This window comes from Pedobacter nutrimenti (assembly GCF_003208655.1).
Lineage (GTDB): Bacteria > Bacteroidota > Bacteroidia > Sphingobacteriales > Sphingobacteriaceae > Pedobacter > Pedobacter nutrimenti.
This window is the reverse complement of record NZ_QKLU01000003.1, coordinates 32216-48569: the sequence shown is the minus strand read 5'-3', so window position 1 is coordinate 48569 and position 16354 is coordinate 32216. Positions and strand designations below refer to the sequence as shown.

Genomic DNA, 16354 nt, shown 5'->3' with positions numbered 1-16354 from the left:
AATATCATTCCCTAAAGCCTTATGGCTGGCCATCGTTTTCCGTGCATACGACGGTGGCCAATTGGGAATAACGGATCTATTCTAGCAAACGCTACAAAGATGAAGAATCCAAAAGTTTAACCTGATTATCCAATGAGAATACTAGATACCTATTTTCCCGTTATGGTGACGGTTACGGTTTTTTCTGCCCTGCTTATTGGATTTATCCTTGCAGACCATCACATTTTAAGCGACATCGTAGAAGTTGACGAAACCATTCTTTTTTGGGCAAACGACAACCATAACCAATTTATTGCTAAGCTCATGCTACAATCAGGAAACTTCTATTTATTAATTCTCTTTTATGGTTTCCTGGTATTAATGACACTTTTTTATGATAAGATGAAATTTATGCAGGTACTAGTTTTTATCGGGTTGTATGTTGTGGTTTGCAATGGAATGATCTTCACGGTCAACTTATTGTTTGCACACCTGCGTCCATTATATATGGAAACTATGGCTGGTTCCATGCAAGTAAAAGCCGTCGGGATTGGCAAACAGTTTGGTTGTCTTCCTATGTCTTCAAGCTTAGCGGGAATTGCCTATTTCAGCTGTCTTTATTTCAAGAAACATTACTGGCCGCTCAAAGCAATGGTTGTCGCCTGGGCAATTATCAACTTGTATACTAATTTACATAGTGGTTGGAACTACCCACACGAAATCCTCATTGGGGTAGTAATCAGTCTCGTTATTGCCCATTTTACTTTTAAATTATACCTCTATTATTTAAGAAGGGGAAAATTAACATGGTAGACCGTCTAAGAAAAATAGCCAATTACATCAACCAAGTGGATGCACATCACAAGTTGTATACTTCAATAGGAGTTTCAGTTCTGTTTTTTGTAGCTACTACAGGTAAATTTAAAGATCCGATTCATTACATGCTGACTTGGCTAGCGTATGTTATGAGTACATTAATATTGGCATGGATCACCATTCTAAGCTCCCATCCTGCCGATGTAAAGCATGAGGCTCATGCTCAGGATTCCAGCCGGACAGTGATTTTTTTCTTTGTAATCGCAGCGGCATTCGCCAGTCTATTGGCTGTGCTTTTACTCTTGGAAAATGCCTCATCCCAAACCGAAAAGGAATTTTCCGGAACCGCTATAATCCCTCTTGCTTGCGTTGCAGGCTCTTGGTGGCTCCTACACACCGTATTTACATTGCGCTACGCCCATCTTTATTATTGCGATTTGGACCATCATAAGGGAGGAAAAAACATAAAACCGGAAGGCTTAATATTTCCAGATGAAGAAGAACCCGACTATATGGATTTCACTTACTTCTCTTTTGTTATTGGAATGACCTTTCAGGTTTCAGATGTGCAGATTACTTCTAGAAAAATAAGACGGCTGGCCTGGATGCACGGCATTTTAGCTTTTGCCTTTAACACGTTTATTGTCGCATTAACAATTAATATTATCGCAGGCATTACACAGAAATAAATCAAAATTTTAATACTAAAAAGAAATATTTATGACGTGGACATTAGAAAACTTTCCGCTCGAAATGCAGGATCTGAAACCAATTATAAGGGAAAAAGCGATTGAGATCGCTAACAAGCTAAAACAGGAAAGAACGGTTAATGAACTGGCCATTGTTGAGGAAGCTATAAAACAAGCTGAGGAATGGTTTTTAAATCTTGAGGGATAACCTATGGATTTAATTGGAAAAATGGACTTGGAAAATGAATTAAGCATTGCTTTACGACTTTTGATCGCCCTTCTTCTTGGTGCATGGATTGGATTCGACCGGGAAAAACACGGAGGTAGTGCCGGCATAAGGACCTATGCTGCTGTTTGTTTGGGTGCAACCTTATTTACAGCCATTGGACAGCATTTAAATGATACGGCTGCTGTCTCCAGGATAATAGCTAATGTAATTGTTGGCATTGGCTTTTTGGGTGCAGGAATTATTTATAAAAATGATAAAAGGAACCAGTCTCAGGGGTTGACCACCGCTGCTACAATTTGGTGTACAGCCGCGATCGGTGTTGCAGTTGGGTTGAATATGCTCATTATCGCATTTGCCTCATCGGCGGCGATTTTCTTTTTATTAATCCTTCACCATCAGCAATGGTATTTAAAGTGGAAGAAGAAAATGCAGGAATATCATAAGAATGAAGACTTAGACGATTGAGGGATGAAGTCGAATGCACATAAAAATAAACTGGATAAATCGGTGAAAAACACAATAAATATGCCTAGACCTTCACTTAAACCTAAAACAAAAAAGAAAAAAAAGACTATTAGGCCAGGGCTTTATTCGATGATTTTTTTCTGGATACTGGCAGTTTTACTCGGAGCTGCTATTATCATGAAAATGATCCATTTTTTTAACACCCATTGGTAGTCGTAAAATCAGATCAAATAATTTAAAAAATGAAAAACCACATTACATATACTATTTCAATCCTTTTGATGTTTTGGACTACAAGTTTATTCAGTCAATCTCCTCCGGTAGTTTTCAAATCGATATCTGATACATCAGGTAAAAAGAAAGCAGATCAACAACAAAATTTTAAAAACCCTGTTCGTGTATCGTCAATCATCATTCCTTCAGTTGCGCTAGCTTATGGATTTGTAAAGCTGGGAAACAATGCGCTGACAAATTTGGACGTTGAGGCAAAACATGAATTTTACAGCGAACATCCCCACAAGCAATTTATAGTCGACAACTACCTTCAATTTGCACCTGGGGCAGCAGTGTTTGCACTTAATGGATTAGGCCTTAAAGGTAAAAATAGCCTCTTAGATCAAAGCGGGGTTTATTTATTGTCCAATATCATCTTAAATGCAACTACCCAAAGCCTTAAGGGGATCACCGCTGTCACTAGGCCAGATGGAACTCCGAGAGCATTTCCCTCCGGCCACGCAGCGGAGGCATTTGCCTCGGCTGAATTTCTTCGCAGAGAATATGGTGACCAATCGGTCTGGTACACGATCTCAGGCTATACCGCAGCTGCAACAGTAGGGATTTTGAGAATGTACAACAATAGGCACTGGTTTAGTGATGTGGTGGCGGGAGCTGGACTTGGTGTACTGTCAACCCAGGCCTCGTACTGGTTATACCCCAAAATCAAAAGAATATTCTCCAACAAACCTAAAAATAATGCACTAATTATGCCGACTTACAGATCAGGTACTTTCGGACTCGGGATGGTGAAAACATTTTAATCAATTAGGTGATATGCCATGTCAATCTAAACTCGGTGTCATTAGACAAGTTCCTCCAAAATTGAAAGGAGGTAAAGCACCTAAAAAACGTGAACAAAAGAAAAGAAAAAAATATGCGATCACTTTAATGGATATTATATTTTATTTTTTCTTTATACTGATCATGTCGGTCGTTGTCTTTGGTGCCTATGCGCATATTTCAATTTATTACTTGAAATAGATGATCAGTGATATATAAAATTAGCAGTCTGCAAATTAATATTTCGTGGTTTAAAGGAAAAGCCATTCCGAACTCACAGGTTATCGTTGAAAGGAAATCCGTATCGTCTTGAGCCAACTTTGGAACTCGTCCCTCCCTTGCTTCAAAGCAAACTTTTTTTCCGTAATTATTTAATCCTGTTACATCAATTCCATGTTGAAGAGTAGCTTAGAAAGCTCAATGTGTGCTTGAAAAAAAACGGCTTCTATATAATTTCCTAATTTTTTATTTTGTCCATGTATGAAGTTAGAAGAAAAAGCCATCGAGATAACTTTGCAATCTCCTAGATCTGTATGAATATGTACCTGATCTATATCCAACCCCTAAGCGATAGCACAAAACATAAGAAAGAAAGCAGCTTAAAAAGGCTGCTTTTATCACTTTTTATCTCTAAAGAAGGTATTTAAAACTTTCAGGATCACTAAAAGTAGAAAAAGCAGAAAATGCATTAAAAATAAAATAAGGCCGTTTATCACTTTCAATGGTATGACCCCTCTTTCTTTTTTATATTTGCAGTATTGATTTACAAGGTAATCAAGTGCAGTAAGCACCATTACTAAATCGCTACCGATAAAGTTTCCCACTCTTGTAAACTACTCTTTATTAGCTACTTTTGGTTATAATAATCTTTTTACACAAAAAAGAAGGCTAGATAGCCTCCTTAAAACTTTATCTTTATGCGATGGTGAACGTCGGTATAATTGAATTCCAGTTTGTCCTAAAGCGACCTGCCTTGTGACTTGTTGTGTTCGTTTGTATTTTCCGCTGAATTTATACCATGTTGCCCAATATCCTGAACCAATGGTTTTACATATTGGTCTGCGAAAAGTCCAGCGTTTTTTAAAATGCTTTCAGGGATGTTCGTATTTAAGATCTTAACCCCATCCTTTAGCTCTTTGAATATGTTTTTTGCGATGGTGTTGGTTACGCTCTCGGGGCCTTTGGGATGAGACAACACTTGTTTAAGTGGCACACTGTAGGTTTGGACGCTCCATGAATTATCATTGGGTTTGCCAAATACAATACCTTTTTCCATATCCTTTGCCACCTTCTTCTGGATTTTTTCCAACTCTTTTTTACCTAAGTAATCATTAAGTAGGTCATCAATGTGGTGTTCAAGTGTCATAGGTATAGAAAATGCCTCCATATAATCATCTTTAGGATAATGTTTATCAGGAAGTGCTTTCGCATATTGCTCTGCCTGATGTATAAGTTCTCGTCCCTCTTTATTATCTCCATCGTAATAGGTCGGGCCTCCACGACCATCGTTTTTTGCGGTTCCTACACGTTTGCCTTCGATGTATAGACTCGCCTGGAAAGCAAGTGTTTCTTCGCTAAAGGATTCGTAGTACTTGATATTTTTTAGTTCAATGTTCATAGTGCTGTTGTTTTAAGATTCTCTTTATTTGGTATCGATTTTATTAGGTTAAATTTTAAGCACGGCAATAGAGCCTGGTCCGTAGGAACCAGGCTCTATTGCTGTTAGTTATCTGCTTTTAAGATTCTTACACGTAGTACTTAGTGGTTAAATCAGATTAAACTGTTCGCGAAAAGAACAGTAGCCGTTTTTAGGTTTGTGGGTGCGTATACCTGAGCGTATGCCAACAACTTTTTCAAAACGGTTTAGTGAAAAAGAAGTGGCAGGGATATTGAATTTGCGTTTGCGATAAGTAATCTGTATTAGATCGTCGGTGACCTTGAAAAAAGCGTCTTTCCCCGACTTCCACAATGCGACTTTACAATCTGTGACCCTGCCTGTAAGTTCGGCATCAAATAGCGTATGCACCTTTGCGTTGACAAAGTGTTGTTTCAGAAAAGATATTTGATCCGCACTGGCCAACAACCCTAAAGAAGCAAATGCAACACTGCCTGGAATCTTTAGCCAATCTGGTCGTTTTTGGCAGAAACAAAGAATATCAGTTGCTGAATGGCTTAAAAACAAATGCCTGACCTGTGCGGGTAATCCCTCATACACCAACCACATTCCAGTAGAAACAGGTACAAGGTGCCTCTCGTCCGACCAAAATTCTATCGCTGTATCCCGTTGATTATCCTGATAGGTAAAAAGGATAGTGCCATCCTGAACAGTTATGCGGCTCACAAAAAAAGCCAATGTCTCCGGGTTAATAGAAAGTGGGCACGGATCGGCTAACAAACCCATTAGCGAGATGAGGTGCGCCCGTATCCTCGACTATATTGTGAACCTGTTTCATAGTCTTTATGCTCGCCCACGGTCATTTCCTTTTCTCTTTTAGGTTTTCCTACCATACTATCAGCTAGGGCCTGATTATAACCTTTGGTGTATTCTTCTTTTTGGCCGTCCTTATTCCCGGCAAGGTTGCGAATACCACGGAGCAGTAAATAAGAAATACCGCCGTCCATTAATACCGAAAGTATCAATGCCTTTCTGTCTGACCTGATCCCCTTGCTGTCGGTCGCGCTGTGCTGGATGCGAGTGCCTTCGTCCAATTCTATTACATCTCCGCGTTGAAATGCTTTCTGCTGTTCCTCTGACATCACTTGCCCGTTGATTTTTATAGGAGCTTCAACCTGCTCAGGATGGTAGGAGACAAATTCTCTGGTTTGCTTGTCGTATTCGATAATCAGCATCGCCAGTTTTTTATCGGCCTGCTCATAAACTTTCTGTATCGATTGTAGTTTACCGTCCAGAAGTACCCTGGCTTCTTCCTCGCTGAGCAATGGATGTGGTTTGACCTCCTTATAGATGGGGTGCAGGTTCAGCGTGACGGTGCCATCAGGGTTGCGATTAAGGGATAGTTTGGCATCCAGTTGTCGGATTTCAAAACCATCCATCTTCAAATGAAACATGCTGCGCATGTCTGTTCTTCGTCCCGCTAGCAATGCGTCGACATCTTCATTGCTTAGATTCAACTTACCTTCCTGGTAAAGTCCTAGCTTTTCGAGTTCTTTAATAGGCAACTCATTTTCCTTGATAAATGTTTCCATAATTAACAGATTGAAATTTTGTGATGATTTAGCGTCTTGCCACAATAGCAATTGCTGTGTCAGCTTCCTGAGAAATGGAAGTATCAGTCCCATCAATTGTGCGGGTTTTGTCCTGAGATTGCTGTTTTACCTGAAGCAAAGAACCATACAGCATATCATTTTTAGAAAGCACAAAGTTGTGTCCTGAGTTCAAGTCCTCCATGCGTAGACGACCCTGTTTCAGATGACCATTTACTTTGTAAATTGTATTGTTATAAGCAATTTCGTCACCTGATGACAGATATTTAGAGTTTGTCTGATTTCTTGATCCCTTCGACTCCGGTATATTTTGCAACTCAGTTTTAACTTCCCTTTTTTGTTCTAAACCTGTGAGGTAATTGAGAATTTTCTCAGCGTCAGTAGCAGCGGCATGTATTTCAAAGGGTGTGTCCTGCAAGACCTTAATCCAACTATCCACATAAGCGGTGTGCTGTCTGGGGTCATGTCCGATCCGCAATTCCTGACCGATCAGCAGAGAAGCGATTTCTGCACGTAATTCCTCACGGGCATATGCTTCGGAGCCAAACTGATTCATTATACTACGGTCCAATCTGTCCTTATGTCCAGTCCAATGGCCCAGTTCATGAAGAGCCGTTGCATAATACTTGTCTGGAGCATCAAACTGCTCTTTCAGCGGCATAGTAATCTGATCCTTGAACGGGCTGTAAAATGCATCGTCTCCGGCCCGATGGATAATATCGGCGCCAGAACTCGCAATCAGTTTTTCTGCTCGTTCTAATGGCTTCCAACCTAACTCTTGGATGTCTGGTTTTTGTAGGATGGGAATCCCATTTACCTGCGCAGCATTGAATACCCAGGCGGTGGTAATGATTGGGCGATCCAGTTTTATAGAAATCTTGATGGGTTTACCATCATCGTTCAACATAGGTTTACCACTTTCATCCCTTTTGGCCACTAAATCAGTTGTTTTAACAAACTGGATTAGAGAAGCCTTTTCACCTTTCTTGACACTCCACTGGTTGGCGGATGCCTGGTTAAAGGTTATCCATCGAGGATCTTCGTAACCGTTAAGCAACAAGGAAAAGGTATTAATACCTTTATAGCGGTTTCCAGTGACGGCATTGTAAGGGAGCTCAAAAGATGGAAGATCATCGCTGTTCCAAGGTTTTTGCCAGGGAGCAGTTCCGGCTTTCAGCTGTTCAATGAGTTTTTCGGCCACCTGTATGTGCATGGCCTTAATCTTATCATTCGCCATCTTCTCCTACCTCCTGAGGGGCATCTTCTTCTGGCAGTTCGTCTGCATAGTCTACGCCATAAATGGCCGCTTCTGCGGCTGTAAGGCCAATAGCCTGGCCAGCTGCAAGTGTATTTAATTTATCTTGCAGGGTTCTTAAATGTTGTTCCATAAGTAATTAATTGATGGTTTGGCCTAGCTGTTCGGGCAGTAACAGTGACCTTAAAAAATGTAATGGGTTGATGTATTTATCCTTAAACCTGATGCTGAAATGCAGGTGTTCTCCGGTCACCCGGCCTGTTGTTCCGGTGACACCTATGACCTGACCTGCTGTTGCAGGCTCACCTGGTATGACCAAGATCTGGGAAAGGTGTCCGTAAATACTTTGAAAGTCTCCATGAGAAATTCTCACATATTTGCCCAGGATTGGATTAAAACCTGTATCCGTTACAGTTCCGTCCAAAATATTTAGTACCGGATCACAACGGGCAGCAAAGTCAACGCCTCTATGCAGGTCATACTTATTAGTCACCGGATGTACGCGGTATCCAAAACCAGAGGTCACACGTAAATTTATTAACGGTAAGCTACTACGATATTGGTCATTAATTTGTGCTATAGCTACAGCTGAATGAGTCAGTAAAAAATGGACAACGACATGCAACACGAATATTCGAGGGTTCATCGGCTACGAGAAGATTGAATTTCGATTTCATCTGCTAGCCCACATTTGATGAAATCCTCCAAGGTAACAAGGGAATTTTTGCCAACTTCCTCAAAGCCGATGGCCCACCGAAGTGCTTCTTCAATTGCTCCTGTTTGTCCAATATTTTGCAGTCTGTAAATATCCAGTAGTATCCTTACATCTTTGGGGTCTAGTTCGAGCAATTTTGTCTGTATAGTTGCCAAAACCATTTCTTTTGGTTGTAAGGAAAGTAGGGCGTTAGTACTATAAACCCCAATATTATTGTAAGGAAATTGTACATGCACTTCATCATTTTTGAGGTTGATTTGAGCAATTAACCCGACCTGACCTTGCATACGCATTGGATCATCAGTTAATGGATGTACCATTACTGATTTGTTCAAAAGTTCTTCCATTTCTAAATTATTTAGCGCCTGTGAATTGGACGTTGTTCAACTTCAACCTGATTATTGTTGACTAAGCCCAATTTATCTTGAAGTAAATTCTGGCTATGGGCTCTAACTGCATTATTTGTAGTTGACATTTCAAGAGCAGTTTTGTGGTTTATTGGAAAGATTGACTGTGCCTTCAAACTGATTTCTAAAAGCGTTTTAAAATCTTCCTTTGACAGTTTTTGAAAATTTGAAATTGCATTTGTGCTTATTTCATCAGATTTTTTCAAGACAAATAAGGCATTACTGCTATATAGTGCCTGTTGTCCTTTTTCAAAGCTTATGTAAACATTGTCTCCCTCAATATCTATATCTGTTATCATACCAATCTGACCCTGCTTGCCTGCCGGGTCGTTTAGTAATGGATGCACCTGCGCATAAGTGCCAAGAAGTTGTTCCATAAAATATAGTTGTTAGGTGATTAATTTGTTATTTGTTAAAGGTTTGCTTCATTATTCCTTTAGGCTGAGGTACACCAACTGATGTCTGAGCAATTCTGAACTGTTTTACAACCTGCTGCACTTCCTCATTAATCTTTTGAAAGTTCTGCCGGAGTATTTCCTCTTTTCTGCCTTTGAAATCGTAATAGATTGGCAAGGACCGATAGCTTTGTTCTTCTTTTTTGATAGACTCTACATCCAGATTTACCCGACAGTTTACTGCCGAGGGCTGGTATTTCCCTGTATAGGTTTCAACGGCATCTGACGCGATCAAACCCACCATTTCGCCAGCTCGGAGGTTCGCAATCTTGCCAGCAGGAATCAGCGGTTCAAGTTTTTCACTCAGGGAAACAGAGACTTTCGTCCGGTCGATACTCAGACTTTCACCTTCCTGTTTTACCTTGCCAAATAGTCGTTCCAACCAATCTAACGTATCCTTGTTCTGTACAGATCCAGATAGCACATTACCGACCACAGAAGTGATAGTAGCAGCAGTTTCTTTACCATATTGCTGCTGAAATTGTTGAAGGCTTTGGATTCCGAGTACAGACGCAACCAAATTGCTTCTTGCTTGACTTAAAACCTGCTCAATTCGAAAAATATAGAGACTTGGGGCCTCATCTATGACAAGTCCAACGGGTAAATTGCCTTTAGTGTTTACCAGTTTAGTTACCCTATTTAGCACAAGGGAATAGCAGGCTGAATTAGTACTTTGTGTCAAAGGATCGTTGGCGAGCACCAAAATTGACGGGTTTTTAGGATCACTTATTTTTAGCTCGAAATCATCCCCGCTGAATACCCAAAAAGTTTCTTTTGTAGCCAATCTGCTGATAAAGATTTTAAGGGTACCTACTTGTCCTTCTAACTGATCGAAAGCTTTGGCCTGATAAGCACTTTTAAATGGGGAAAGTAGTGGTACCAGTTCCGGTTCAGAAAAAAGTGCGCTGAAAATGTCATCATAGGAAAGGTTTAAAAAAGAAAGCACATGCGGAGGGCTTGAATACCGACCATCTTCGTAGCTGCTGAAAAAATAAATGCATGCGGCCAGAAAATTGATAGCGGATTGTGTAAAGAACTGGTCACTGCCCCCCGAACGGTCACCTTTTTTCATGGCCTCAACTAAGGCTTCTGCTGTTTCAGAGGCATCGGCAAGAGTATTGAGGTATTGCCTTTTCCAGGGGTTTACTCGTTCGCTTTTTTCAACTTCATTTAGATTGATAACGTGGAATTTATAATCAAGGCATTTCCCTTTTTGTTTTGCCAATAAATAATGGTGATAGGCAACCTTGGCCAAGTCAGGATATTTTATATCATAAATGCATAAAGTGAAAGATTTGGCGATGAATTGCTTTATTATTGGAATAATAACTGAAAAAGTTTTACCCCCACCGGGAACTGATATTAAAAGCAGGCTTCTGAATAAATTTGCCAGCGGAATGAATCCTTTATGTACCTTCTTTTTATAATAGAATAACATAGGTATATTCACCGAATACGGTGTCTCAATCGGTTTGACGGGTTGCATAAAGGATTCCCCCTCAATGTTCCATTTATCTTTACCAAGTTTTGAACTGATGATCTTCGATACATTATCCATAGCGATATGGATCAGTAAGGTTCCGAAAATTGCGGTGACGATGTACAGCAGATCAGACCAGCCAGCACCCATCCAAATGGCCGGTGTATGTTTTCCCTGAAACAAGATTCCCGAAAAGAAAACGATAAGACCAGCTACAAGTGGATAAACAATATGATTTTTGGGATTGAGGTCTTTGTTTTTTCTGCTGAGCGTACCTACTGAAACCAGGCAAATCAACAGTAGAGTAAATAGTTTGCTGTAAATGAGCTGGTGGTAAAATGGTAATCTGGCAAGCCTGATTACAAAAAAGCGTAGGTTAAATTTGTCCGTATAATCCTGTGTTAAAAATTTACTGGCGTAAAAAAACAGGAAAACTTCGATCAAGACGGACAAATAGATACCAAATTGCAGGAACTTGTAAAGGCTCTGCTGTTCCTTGGTTTCTTCCATATATCAAGTTTTGCTTTTAATGGATAAAGGGAGCTCAATGGAGACTCCCATTATTTGGACATTTTATAAACTGTCTGCTTTCAGAATATCACTGTATTTCATTTCTAGGGTAAGCACCCTCCCGGAAATCTGTTTTTCAGTCAGTTCAATATTTAGCAACTTATTACCCGGAAAGGTTACCTTTTTCAGGACATAGATATTTCGGTATTGCTTCTTAAATATGCTGTTTGGATACAGTTGCCATACGGGCTTAATTTCTACAGATTGTACGTTTGTTGCTTTTGTAATCTTTTTATCTTCGATTTTGAAGCGCTGTTCGTCCACATCGTAAGGCAAGTTGCTATTGTTAAAATATGTGATATCAAGAAATATGTGATCACCTGCGGCATACACATGGTTCAGTTTGGCCTTTAAACCGAAAGCCTTTGCCTTTCGCACAGACTTACCAGATGGTTTCTGTAGAATCTGAATGGCAAAATCCTGCATCTGCCTGGTTGTTAGTGAAATTCCAGGGACGTCCAGCGGCTGGGTATGTTCCGGTAATATATTCACTTGTGTGGGGACGATAAGTGATTGGTCATCCACATAGCGCAGGTTATATTGAGCAATAAAACTTTCGCCAACAATGGTTACTACACCAGGCTCATCTAAGGGCATCTTGACATCTGGAATTATCTTTAAGCGCAATACATTCTTTAAAGGCAGATCGCCCGCAACTGCGTGGGTGGATATGTCAACATATTGAATGGGTTCGGGAGAAATAAAGTGCAATGAAATATCCCGACTGATCAGAATATCTGGTAGATCTTTGCGGTATACTCCTGCTGGGATTTGTGCATAAAGCCCCTGGGCCACCCATAAGATGGCCACTAAAAAAAAGATTAATTTTTTCATAAAAAATATGGGTTAATACTTGTTCTGAGTGTTTTTGAGTTCTTGCGGGTCAATAAGATAGACCTGGGTGTTATATTTCAGTTTGGCTTTATTGCTACGGATCAGTTTGCTAACCGCCGTTGTAGTAGATTGAAACATTTTTTGCAGCATGCTCATGACTAGCTGGTTATTGTTTTCAGCTTGCTGTTGAATCGTCATACCCTGGCTGGCATCGCTACCAAGTACTTTTGAAAATTCACGGAATGCAGATGCGGGGACATAAAGCCCAGGCAGGCCGTCATTATCGTAGATGTCAAGTCGGACAGGTAGTATATTGTTATTTTGAAAAATGGAGCTAATTGATAGGTTTACCCGTTGACCGCTAAAGCCTGTTATCTGGGCATATAGGTATGTACCTTTTTTAACTAAAAACCGACCTGCGGTCATGTCATCTAACAGACGGATACGTAGACGAGAACCTGCATAGCCAGTGATGTCCTGATCTACTATGGCACGGATAAAACTATCTTCTCCATTAGCTGAAATGGTATTGAAAAGTGCCGTGGACGCCGAAGTTTTAGAAACGCTGAGTTTTTTTTGATTTTTAAGCTCCCGTTCAGCAAGGGCCATCTCTTTTTCTCTGGCTTGTTCTGATTTGTAATCGGGGTCGTTTGCTTTGCCCATGCTGTCGATCAGTGACATTTGTTCCCGAAAAATTTTCATGGGGTCCGTTTGTCCCTTATTACCAGGCACCTCTGATGTGGTAGGTGCCGATTGTTGCTGCTTTAATTTGGAAAGTGCAGTTGCCAAGTCTCGGTCTGTATCGTAAGTTTTTGGTGGCTGTGTTTTAGGGACTGCGTTGGGAAAGGTTGAATGTGATGTGCGTGGTTCGGCGGCTGTGTTACCATATTTCCTTTTCATTTCCCGGTCGATGGAATCCAACATCCTTTTTTCCATTTGATTGTACAGGTCTGGAACTTTTTGCCTGTTGGTTTGTTCGTCTGCGATCCCACCGACTGCTGTGTAACCATCGGCATCCTTGTATTGCTTACGGTAAGCGTCCAACTTATCTTCAATACCTTTGTTTTTAACCTCTTCGGAAACATCCACCAATGTTTCCTGTAGCGTATTTCCATTTTGTTGTACGGGTGCATCTTTTCCAAAGCTGCTTTTCCATGCGTAAAAAAATAAGCATAGGAAAGGAAGTAGGATCAGTGGTAGCACATATCGCGGTTGCTTGAAATTGATCTTCATAATTAGGGTGTTGGTTTAATATTTAGCTCATTATGGATGATTTCCAACTGCTGAATTGCATCTTTGACAAAAAGGCTATCGGCAGCAGTCAGCTTTTCTTTGTGCAGTACTGTGTTGATCTGATTTTGCAGATCAAGCACTTTCTGAAATGCCTGCCCGGCACCTATGATCTGTCCGAACCCCTGGGCTACATTGGTGCCTGAGCTGGAAAGCGATGGCAATGACTTGGGTTCTTTTACCCTCATAACCGTAAAGGCGAATACGCCTGAAAACAGTATAGACGCCAGCATGAGGGCAAATATTTGCGTTGGGTATCTGGAGCTGACGAGTTTCCAAAGAGCCGACAAGCGGAGAAAGTACCCTCCGAACTCTTTTCTGAGCTCGTATAAAAGATTTGGGCGGGGTTTAAAATGAGTTTTTCTGTACATTTTCAATGTCTTTATTTTCCAATGTTTTCCAACGGGTAATAAGTACCGCATGGGGATTGTTATCAGAGCGGATTTTCAGGTCTTTTAGATAACCTTCAGTGACGAGCGAACGAATAATCGTGGAGCTGCGACGGTCTATTTTCTGGCGACCGTAGTAACGGAAATACTTAAGACCCTCATCAATAAAAATTGAATCGGTCTGAAGTGTCAACACAGCACTGGAGGAGAGAATTGAATTGAAAAATCCTTTTTCTTTAAGGTTGTTATACTGAAGTGCACCACTTTCATCGACCAGGTACATCGCTCTTTTCATCTGATATTCGATATACTTATCATCAGGCGTAAGCGAAAAGAAAAGACTGTGGAAAAGGTTGACGTGCGAACGATATTCCGCAGCGCGGTTCATTTGAAGATCAGTTTGCCTGGCTAGCAGCGGTACGCTGTTTGCATCTAGCACGTAGACGCTTTTTCGAGCGTCTGCAACCTGTTTGTAAGCAAACAGGGAAACGATCAGGACGATGACAACGGCCAGGATAAAACTTCCTGCGGACAAAAATGTGGCAAGGCGTACTTTGGCTTCGATATTTTTTACAATCATTATTTCATCATTTTGCTTAAGATTCTGGACATATTTGAAGCACCTCGACCCATCGTGGAAGCAGCAGAGCTTATACCGGATGTAGACACGATCCATGTACTAATGCTGGGAACTGCTAACATGGTAAGACCTCCAATCAAAAAGGTTACGATTACCATCCCGAAAGAGAGCAGGCCATTTCCGGCAAGCCACCCAAGTTTTTCCAAGCGGTCGGCAGAGGTGCCGACAAGCTCTTTGTAGCGGCTTATCTCCGCTTCCATAGCATAATGCTGGAATAAAGAAGCGACGTACAGAACCAGAAAACCGATACCTGTATAAAGATTAACCGAAATGAACCTTGCAACCCATGTAGTAAAACTGTCCCTGAATGCAGGAAGGATGCTGATTGCGACTGAGAATGGCCCCAGTATAATCAGTATCGTAGAAAAGATAATCTGGATAATGAAGATGAGATATACACAGATCCGAAGTACCCATAAAGCCAATGTTTCCAGAATGGAAGTGGCAAGGAGTTGCAGACCGACTTGCATACGGTTACGTAACTCTACTATTGGGTTCCATACCTCAGCAAAACCTTCCTTAACCGTAGACTTCACCGATTCCCAGGCATTCTGGTACCAGGTGTCTGCCTCCTGTTTGGCTGTTTCTGTTTGGGCCTGCACAGTGAGCAGATTATCTGCTACCTGTACCATCAGCTGGGCTCTTTCCAGTCGTAAGTTATTGACTTCTGTTTGGCTGCTATTAAACATAATCTCAGTCTTATTTGCAATTATATCTGTGGGAAAGGAGACCACTCTGGTAAAAGGAGACCACCAAAGAATTACCATGACCAGGCCGAATGGACGAAGCAGTGGCATAATTTCCATTTTTTTATCACCCGACATCATTTCATATGACTTAACGGCAAAAAAAATGAGCATGAAAATGGCCGATAGTGCCTGTGCATCTGCAATAAATGCATCATAGTGCGTCCACAGTGTATTTTTCATTTCCTTTAAAAAATGCATCATACCTTCTTCGTAGACCCCGTTGCCTTGCAAAAAATTGAAAGTTTTTTTAAATGAGTCTGGCACATTTCCGGAACCTGATTGCATAAAAAAACCGGCAGTGCCGGTCAGTAAATTGGTTATGTTCATCATGTTAGAGTTTGGATTTCCTTAAAATTTCGTCAGCGATTTGCTGATCGGTTCTGAAACCTTGCCTTTCTACAATGGGCTGGTCCCTGGACTTCATTTTGTTTGTAGATTCACTAAGAGCTAGGAATTTTCTGGCGTACTGTTTTTTTGCCTCCCAGGAAGTATTTAACCGACGATATTCCAAAAGCAGCCTGTGGTAGGTCAGTAGCCTTGAACCACGGTCAAGTGTTGTAGTCATTGCACCGTCCAGGCGTTCCTTAATTCCTGAGGACTCTTCGCGATACCACTCGTAAACGCCGTTGCGAACCAGGTAGTCAATTTCTTTTGCGGGAATTCCAGACATCAAATTTGCATCTTGTTCGTTTAAAAGAGGTTCAAATTCATGACGGTAGTATAGCATCCACAATGGATCGGCAGTAGAAAAAACAGCTGAATAGTTTACCGCTTCGGTTATTGCAGTATTTCTTAAAGTATCAGCATGCAGTTTATAGGCGTTTTCGGTATTTTGCATGGCCGCGGCAAAAGCCAGACGCTGAGTTTGTGGTCCGACAGGTCCCAATGGACGGAGGTCTTTTTTAGGGTAGTTCGGGTGCCACGCCCAGGTAAGCCAGTAGTTTGGATTAAGTCCTAAAAAGCCGCTAGTTGGGGTAAATTTCTTCCTGTCCCATTGTTTGAAAACCATACGTTCTTGCTGGTTAACAATAGACTGGTCTCGAATGATACGCTGGGCTCCTGCAGAAGCGGCCATCCCCAAAATAAGTATGGCTAGAATATAATGTTTCAT

Annotated in this window: 20 protein-coding genes; 5 read left to right on the top strand and 15 right to left on the bottom strand. The window is 41.0% G+C overall.

What is annotated here, in order from left to right:
- Positions 1 to 132 precede the first annotated feature (132 nt).
- The 5 genes from B0O44_RS08430 to B0O44_RS08410 all read left to right on the top strand — a co-directional run bounded on the left by B0O44_RS08430 (position 133) and on the right by B0O44_RS08410 (position 3215).
- Positions 133 to 792 carry a hypothetical protein gene (locus tag B0O44_RS08430; protein WP_124558626.1) on the top strand — a complete coding sequence of 220 codons (660 nt, stop codon included), beginning with the start codon at positions 133 to 135 and terminating at the stop codon, positions 790 to 792.
- Positions 786 to 1484 carry a DUF1345 domain-containing protein gene (locus tag B0O44_RS08425; protein WP_073233008.1) on the top strand — a complete coding sequence of 233 codons (699 nt, stop codon included), beginning with the start codon at positions 786 to 788 and terminating at the stop codon, positions 1482 to 1484. The genes B0O44_RS08430 and B0O44_RS08425 overlap by 7 nt, the downstream gene beginning before the upstream one ends.
- Positions 1485 to 1515: 31 nt before the next feature.
- Positions 1516 to 1692 carry a DUF2188 domain-containing protein gene (locus B0O44_RS24945; protein WP_170123288.1) on the top strand — a complete coding sequence of 59 codons (177 nt, stop codon included), beginning with the start codon at positions 1516 to 1518 and terminating at the stop codon, positions 1690 to 1692.
- 3 nt (positions 1693 to 1695) lie between these two features.
- On the top strand, positions 1696 to 2178 hold the full coding sequence (locus B0O44_RS08420; RefSeq protein WP_198163530.1) for an MgtC/SapB family protein: 483 nt from the start codon (positions 1696 to 1698) through the stop codon (positions 2176 to 2178).
- Between the two features lie 242 nt (positions 2179 to 2420).
- The gene (locus B0O44_RS08410) at positions 2421 to 3215 is read left to right on the top strand and encodes a phosphatase PAP2 family protein (RefSeq protein ID WP_068402233.1); all 795 of its coding nucleotides are present in this window, start codon (positions 2421 to 2423) and stop codon (positions 3213 to 3215) included.
- A gap of 977 nt (positions 3216 to 4192) precedes the next feature.
- Here the strand turns inward: B0O44_RS08410 and B0O44_RS08395 are convergent.
- From B0O44_RS08395 to B0O44_RS08330, 15 genes are all read right to left on the bottom strand, one after another.
- Positions 4193 to 4852 carry a hypothetical protein gene (locus B0O44_RS08395; protein WP_068402237.1) on the bottom strand — a complete coding sequence of 220 codons (660 nt, stop codon included), beginning with the start codon at positions 4850 to 4852 and terminating at the stop codon, positions 4193 to 4195.
- A gap of 147 nt (positions 4853 to 4999) precedes the next feature.
- Positions 5000 to 5587: a hypothetical protein gene (locus tag B0O44_RS08390; RefSeq protein WP_124558627.1), complete on the bottom strand. Its 588-nt coding sequence runs from the start codon at positions 5585 to 5587 to the stop codon at positions 5000 to 5002.
- A 47-nt stretch (positions 5588 to 5634) separates the two neighbouring features.
- The gene (locus B0O44_RS08385) at positions 5635 to 6441 is read right to left on the bottom strand and encodes a DUF4099 domain-containing protein (RefSeq protein ID WP_073233010.1); all 807 of its coding nucleotides are present in this window, start codon (positions 6439 to 6441) and stop codon (positions 5635 to 5637) included.
- Between the two features lie 28 nt (positions 6442 to 6469).
- The gene (locus tag B0O44_RS08380) at positions 6470 to 7672 is read right to left on the bottom strand and encodes an ArdC family protein (RefSeq protein ID WP_245943623.1); all 1203 of its coding nucleotides are present in this window, start codon (positions 7670 to 7672) and stop codon (positions 6470 to 6472) included.
- 13 nt (positions 7673 to 7685) lie between these two features.
- Positions 7686 to 7847, bottom strand: a complete 162-nt coding sequence (locus B0O44_RS24940; RefSeq protein ID WP_158673985.1) for a hypothetical protein — start codon at positions 7845 to 7847, stop codon at positions 7686 to 7688.
- A gap of 6 nt (positions 7848 to 7853) precedes the next feature.
- Complete coding sequence (locus tag B0O44_RS08375; protein ID WP_159441139.1) at positions 7854 to 8240, bottom strand: M23 family metallopeptidase; 387 nt, start codon at positions 8238 to 8240, stop codon at positions 7854 to 7856.
- A gap of 116 nt (positions 8241 to 8356) precedes the next feature.
- Entirely contained in the window at positions 8357 to 8776 is a 420-nt protein-coding gene (locus B0O44_RS08370) for a hypothetical protein (RefSeq protein WP_073233013.1), read from the bottom strand.
- An 11-nt stretch (positions 8777 to 8787) separates the two neighbouring features.
- Positions 8788 to 9213, bottom strand: a complete 426-nt coding sequence (locus tag B0O44_RS08365) for a hypothetical protein (protein WP_073233014.1) — start codon at positions 9211 to 9213, stop codon at positions 8788 to 8790.
- 28 nt (positions 9214 to 9241) lie between these two features.
- Positions 9242 to 11281 (bottom strand): TraM recognition domain-containing protein, encoded by a 2040-nt coding sequence (locus tag B0O44_RS08360; protein WP_073233015.1) that lies wholly within the window; start codon positions 11279 to 11281, stop codon positions 9242 to 9244.
- Positions 11282 to 11344: 63 nt separating this feature from the next.
- Positions 11345 to 12175 carry a conjugative transposon protein TraN gene (gene traN / locus B0O44_RS08355; protein WP_073233016.1) on the bottom strand — a complete coding sequence of 277 codons (831 nt, stop codon included), beginning with the start codon at positions 12173 to 12175 and terminating at the stop codon, positions 11345 to 11347.
- Positions 12176 to 12187: 12 nt separating this feature from the next.
- The gene (gene traM, locus B0O44_RS08350; protein ID WP_073233017.1) at positions 12188 to 13408 is read right to left on the bottom strand and encodes a conjugative transposon protein TraM; all 1221 of its coding nucleotides are present in this window, start codon (positions 13406 to 13408) and stop codon (positions 12188 to 12190) included.
- Between the two features lie 2 nt (positions 13409 to 13410).
- Positions 13411 to 13836: a hypothetical protein gene (locus B0O44_RS24860; RefSeq protein ID WP_124558628.1), complete on the bottom strand. Its 426-nt coding sequence runs from the start codon at positions 13834 to 13836 to the stop codon at positions 13411 to 13413.
- Complete coding sequence (gene traK / locus B0O44_RS08340; RefSeq protein ID WP_199748275.1) at positions 13814 to 14434, bottom strand: conjugative transposon protein TraK; 621 nt, start codon at positions 14432 to 14434, stop codon at positions 13814 to 13816. Before traK ends, B0O44_RS24860 begins: the two co-directional genes overlap by 23 nt.
- Positions 14434 to 15573, bottom strand: coding sequence for a plasmid transfer protein (locus B0O44_RS08335; protein WP_233603806.1), 1140 nt, complete (start codon positions 15571 to 15573; stop codon positions 14434 to 14436). The genes traK and B0O44_RS08335 overlap by 1 nt, the downstream gene beginning before the upstream one ends.
- Before the next feature lies 1 nt (position 15574).
- Complete coding sequence (locus B0O44_RS08330) at positions 15575 to 16354, bottom strand: hypothetical protein (protein ID WP_073233018.1); 780 nt, start codon at positions 16352 to 16354, stop codon at positions 15575 to 15577.

Bases quoted from the DNA above. Each gene is read 5' to 3' on its own strand.
- B0O44_RS08360 (WP_073233015.1), bottom strand. From the start codon at position 11,281: ATGGAAGAAACCAAGGAACAGCAGAGCCTTTACAAGTTCCTGCAATTT.
- B0O44_RS08335 (WP_233603806.1), bottom strand. From the start codon at position 15,573: ATGATGAACATAACCAATTTACTGACCGGCACTGCCGGTTTTTTTATG.
- B0O44_RS08430 (WP_124558626.1), top strand. From the start codon at position 133: ATGAGAATACTAGATACCTATTTTCCCGTTATGGTGACGGTTACGGTT.
- B0O44_RS24860 (WP_124558628.1), bottom strand. From the start codon at position 13,836: ATGTACAGAAAAACTCATTTTAAACCCCGCCCAAATCTTTTATACGAG.
- B0O44_RS08385 (WP_073233010.1), bottom strand. From the start codon at position 6,441: ATGGAAACATTTATCAAGGAAAATGAGTTGCCTATTAAAGAACTCGAA.
- B0O44_RS08380 (WP_245943623.1), bottom strand. From the start codon at position 7,672: ATGCACATACAGGTGGCCGAAAAACTCATTGAACAGCTGAAAGCCGGA.
- B0O44_RS08365 (WP_073233014.1), bottom strand. From the start codon at position 9,213: ATGGAACAACTTCTTGGCACTTATGCGCAGGTGCATCCATTACTAAAC.
- B0O44_RS08425 (WP_073233008.1), top strand. From the start codon at position 786: ATGGTAGACCGTCTAAGAAAAATAGCCAATTACATCAACCAAGTGGAT.
- traM (WP_073233017.1), bottom strand. From the start codon at position 13,408: ATGAAGATCAATTTCAAGCAACCGCGATATGTGCTACCACTGATCCTA.
- traN (WP_073233016.1), bottom strand. From the start codon at position 12,175: ATGAAAAAATTAATCTTTTTTTTAGTGGCCATCTTATGGGTGGCCCAG.
- B0O44_RS08410 (WP_068402233.1), top strand. From the start codon at position 2,421: ATGAAAAACCACATTACATATACTATTTCAATCCTTTTGATGTTTTGG.
- B0O44_RS08420 (WP_198163530.1), top strand. From the start codon at position 1,696: ATGGATTTAATTGGAAAAATGGACTTGGAAAATGAATTAAGCATTGCT.
- B0O44_RS08330 (WP_073233018.1), bottom strand. From the start codon at position 16,354: ATGAAACATTATATTCTAGCCATACTTATTTTGGGGATGGCCGCTTCT.
- B0O44_RS24945 (WP_170123288.1), top strand. From the start codon at position 1,516: ATGACGTGGACATTAGAAAACTTTCCGCTCGAAATGCAGGATCTGAAA.
- traK (WP_199748275.1), bottom strand. From the start codon at position 14,434: ATGATTGTAAAAAATATCGAAGCCAAAGTACGCCTTGCCACATTTTTG.
- B0O44_RS08370 (WP_073233013.1), bottom strand. From the start codon at position 8,776: ATGGAAGAACTTTTGAACAAATCAGTAATGGTACATCCATTAACTGAT.
- B0O44_RS24940 (WP_158673985.1), bottom strand. From the start codon at position 7,847: ATGGAACAACATTTAAGAACCCTGCAAGATAAATTAAATACACTTGCA.
- B0O44_RS08395 (WP_068402237.1), bottom strand. From the start codon at position 4,852: ATGAACATTGAACTAAAAAATATCAAGTACTACGAATCCTTTAGCGAA.